The sequence below is a fragment of the Stenotrophomonas sp. Steno-Z10-HUANG genome (assembly GCF_056393075.1).
Window position 1 is genome coordinate 1 of the sequence record NZ_JBWJPA010000017.1, and the last position, 3,855, is coordinate 3,855.

Here is a 3,855-nt window from a genome sequence, read left to right on the forward strand (position 1 = left end):
CGACGCGATCTCGCCGGCCGCGGCGTTGATCGCGGCGGTGGACTGCTTGATGCGGCCGACGATGGCGGTCAGCTGTTCGGTGGTGGCGTTGGCGTCGTCGCGCATCCGCGCGAACACGCCCTGGAACTCGCCCTGCATGCGCACGGTCAGGTCGCCCTGCGACAGCGCCGACAGCAGGTCGGAGATCTGCGCCAGGCTGCTGGCGTTGGCGTCGAGCAGGCTGTTGAGCTGGCGCGCCAGTTCCAGGAAGAAACCGTCCTTGCCGGCGGTGTCGATGCGGCCGCTGAGGTCACCCGCGGCGGCGGCATCGATCACCCGCGCCACTTCGCGCTCCACCATGGCTTCGGTGGTACGGTCGCGCCATTCGACGACATGGCCGACCACGCTGCCGGCATCGTCGCGGATGGCCGAGATGGTCTGCGCGAACTGGGCGTCGCCATAGCGCATTTCGCGCGAGGCCACGCCGTTGCGCTGCAGCGCGTCGAGCACGCTGTGGTCCATCTCGCCGCGGAACTCCAGCGCGGTCACGTGCTGGCCCACCAGCGGGCGCGAGGCATCGTAGTGGTCCAGCGTGGTCCGGACGTCGTCGGCGTAGCGCTCCAGGGTATGCGCCAGCGCCCGGTTGGCGTAGACGATCTGCAGGTCGTTGTTGGTCAGGTACACGCCGGTGGAGGAGTAGTCCAGGGCGGTGCGGATGCGCAGGTTCTCGGCGGCCACGGCCTGGTCGCGTTCGATGCGCTCGCGCAGGTCGCGCTGCATGCGCTGCATGGCACGCAGCAGTTCGCCGACTTCATCGGCGCGGCGGGTGTCGATGGTGCCGTCGAGCTTGCCGCTGGCGATCTCGTTGGCCACGTCCACCGCGCCGCGCATCGAGCCGACCAGCGAGCGGGCGAACAGCCAGGCCAGCAGCAGGCCGGCGCCGATGCCGACCAGCACCGCGATCACGGTGACGGCGACGGAGGCCGAATAGGTGTCGGCGGCACGGTCGCTGGCGGCCTGGGCGCGCGCATTCTCGTCCGAGGACAGCGCGTCCAGCGAAGCGTACGCCTTGCGGTGCAGGTCACGGGTCTCGCCGACGAAGGTGTCGATGGCGTCGTCGGGCAGGTCCAGCTCCAGCAGCTCGGTCACCGAGTCATAGGACTTCTTGGCGGCCTCCCAGTCGGCGACGAAGGTATCCAGCAGCTTGCGCTGCTGCGGGTTGTCCACCAGCTTGGAATACTTCTCGATGGATTCGTCGATGTGCGTGCGCAGTTCGGTGGCACGGGTCTTGGCCTCGGCCTTCACGTCGCTGCTGGCGCGGATCAGGCTCTGGTAGGAGGCGTTGCGGTACTCGCTGACCATGCCGGCCAGTTCGCCGCCGGTGCGCAGGCCGGCCATGCGCTTGTCCGCGATCTCGGCGGTGACGCCGTCCAGCGAGTGCAGGCCGCGGTACGCCACGATGCCCTGGATCAGCATCACGAGCAGGACGATGCCGAAGGTGAGCATCAGCTTCGGCATCAGGTTGAGGTTCTTGATCCACTGCATGGGTGCACGGTCTCCTGCTGCGTTCCCCGGCACGGGCGCGCCGGGGCCCGCGCCGGCCGGGCCAGCGCGGCGTCGACGGGATGGATTACTTGATGTTGGCCAGCTTCAGGCTCGACGGCGAGGTGACTTCGATCTCGGCGCGCGAGGCGTCGCGCTGGATCTTGCCGATCGCGCACACGGTCTTGCCCTCGAGCGTCATCAGGTCAAAACCGAAGTTGCCGCGGGCCGAGCCCGGGATGCGGGCCGAGAAGGTGTGGCGCGGGAACGAACCGCCCATGTGCAGGAACGTCGGCTGGCCTTCGGAACCTTCGGCGTAGCGGGCCTTTTCGACCTTGCCGCAGACCATGCCGTCCTTGCCGGCGAAGCGCGGGGCGTTCTCCGGCGGGATCATCTCGTCGGCGGCGGCGACCAGGGAGACGCTTGCCAGCAGGGCCGCGGACATCAGCGAAATGAAGGGCTTGGACATCTTTTTCTCCGGATTGGGTTGCACCGGCAAACGGCCGGCCATGCGCTCGGTATCGGCCGGCGCGGGCAATGATTGATAGGGCATGCCAGGAACTGTGATGGCCGCCACGCTTTGTCAGGCGGCGGCTTCTTCGGTGGTGGCGGCCTGCCCCAGGTCGGCGGTATCGAGCAGGGTCTCGATGTCCAGCAGGATCAGCATGCGCTCGTCCTGGGTGCCGATGCCGGAGATGAAGCGGGTGTCCACCGCGGCGCCGAATTCCGGCTTCGGGCGGATCTGCTCGGCGCTCAGCGGGATCACGTCGGAGACGCTGTCCACGACGATGCCGACCACGCGGTCCTCGACGTTGAGCACGATCATCACGGTGAAGGCGTCGTAGCGGGCCTCGTCCAGGCGCAGCTTCAGGCGCAGGTCGATCACCGGCACGATGGTGCCGCGCAGGTTGATCACGCCCTTGATGTAGTCCGGTGCGTCCGGCACGCGGGTGACCGCGTCGTAGCCGCGGATTTCCTGCACTTTGAGGATGTCCACCCCATAGTGCTCGTTGCCGAGCGTGAAGCTGAGGTACTCGCCGCCGGAGGTGGCGGCGTGGGCGCTGGTGTCGTTCATCTGGGGTCCTGATCCTGGCGGGATGCCGGTACGGAGGGGCGTCACCCGTGTATCGGCCATGGCCGCCGGAACTTTAGGTGCCCGCTATGCGCCGCCGTTCTTGCGCGCCTTGCGCTCGCGGTCGACCCGGAAGATGTAGCGCTGGATGGCGGCGTCGGCGCCGCGCGGCAGGTCCTCGAAGCGCAGGCCCACGCGCTGCTGCTCCATGCCGTTGGCCTGCTTGCGCACCAGCTGGCTGCAGACCACCAGGGTGACCGCGATCGGCGCCGAGTCGGGCAGCTGCAGTTCGCAGCCGGCCAGCCGCTGCTGCAGCCGCAGCAGGTTCAGGTCCGGCGGCAGCAGCACGGCGATGCCGCCGGCGCTGATGTCGACCACGCGCCAGCGCAGCGGCTCGGCGCCCTGCGGATCGGGGAACACGCACCAGGGCGAATCGCCGACCGGGGTTTCCAGCCGGTACAGCTCGCGGCGCTGCAGGTGATAGGCCTCTTCCGGGAAGGCGAGGCGGAACGCCGTGCGCCCGTCCTCCACCAGCACTTCCGGGTGCTCCAGGCGGAAGCGCACCATGACCCGGTCCACCTGCGCGAAGCACAGCAGGTGCGAGGCTTCGCCGACGCTGCGGTTGACCGCCGGCAGCGGGCTGCCGTCCAGCAGCAGGGTGTCCTCGTCCACGTCCAGCACCGCGCTGGGATAGGACTGTTCGCGGCCATCGGGATGGACCGCGACCGTGGCACGCTGGTCGATCATCGCCTGCAGCAGCAGGCGGATCTGGCGCGGATTGCGAACCATGTACTTCTCGTCGGCATACAGGCTGCCGTCGAAGGAGGAAGGGGCGGATTCCGTCGGTTCGCGCTCTGACATGATCTCTGGAACAGGGAGGGCGGAGGCCTGGAGGCAACAGCATACCGGCAGGGTACCTCCGTGTATCGGCTCCATCGCCCGGCTCTTTAGCGCCGGGGGCGCGGTCGGGCGCCGTCGCCCGGCCGGTGGCTCAGAATTCCTGCCAGTTGCCGCCATCCGCCGGCGGTGCGGGCAGTGGCCGCGATGGCGCGCGCGGTGGCGCCTGCGGCCTGGCCGGCGTCACGATCGTGAGTGCCGGGCGCGCGGGGGCATGGCGGGTCGTGGTGCGGAACATCGACACCGCTGTGGCCAGGTCGTTGGCCTGTTCTTCCATCGCGCGTGCGGCGGCGGTGGCTTCCTCCACCAGCGCGGCGTTCTGCTGGGTGGTCTCGTCCATCTGGGTGACGGTCTGGTTGACCTGT

The 3,855-nt window shown here is 68.9% G+C and carries 4 protein-coding genes and 1 pseudogene; all 5 read right to left on the reverse strand.

Annotated features, from left to right (window positions below; all coding sequences use genetic code 11):
• Positions 1 to 1,524, reverse strand: a 1,524-nt coding sequence (locus tag AC06E6_RS16305; RefSeq protein ID WP_478062049.1) for an MCP four helix bundle domain-containing protein, incomplete at its 3' end; no start/stop codon positions are given.
• 85 nt (positions 1,525 to 1,609) lie between these two features.
• Positions 1,610 to 1,990 carry a hypothetical protein gene (locus tag AC06E6_RS16310; protein WP_202626555.1) on the reverse strand — a complete coding sequence of 127 codons (381 nt, stop codon included), beginning with the start codon at positions 1,988 to 1,990 and terminating at the stop codon, positions 1,610 to 1,612.
• Positions 1,991 to 2,104: 114 nt separating this feature from the next.
• A complete protein-coding gene (locus AC06E6_RS16315; protein WP_104938874.1) occupies positions 2,105 to 2,596 on the reverse strand; it encodes a chemotaxis protein CheW in 492 nt (163 codons plus the stop codon).
• 84 nt (positions 2,597 to 2,680) lie between these two features.
• Positions 2,681 to 3,454 carry a flagellar brake protein gene (locus AC06E6_RS16320; RefSeq protein WP_104938873.1) on the reverse strand — a complete coding sequence of 258 codons (774 nt, stop codon included), beginning with the start codon at positions 3,452 to 3,454 and terminating at the stop codon, positions 2,681 to 2,683.
• 130 nt (positions 3,455 to 3,584) lie between these two features.
• Positions 3,585 to 3,855 (reverse strand): annotated as a pseudogene (locus AC06E6_RS16325) (methyl-accepting chemotaxis protein); the annotation flags it as partial.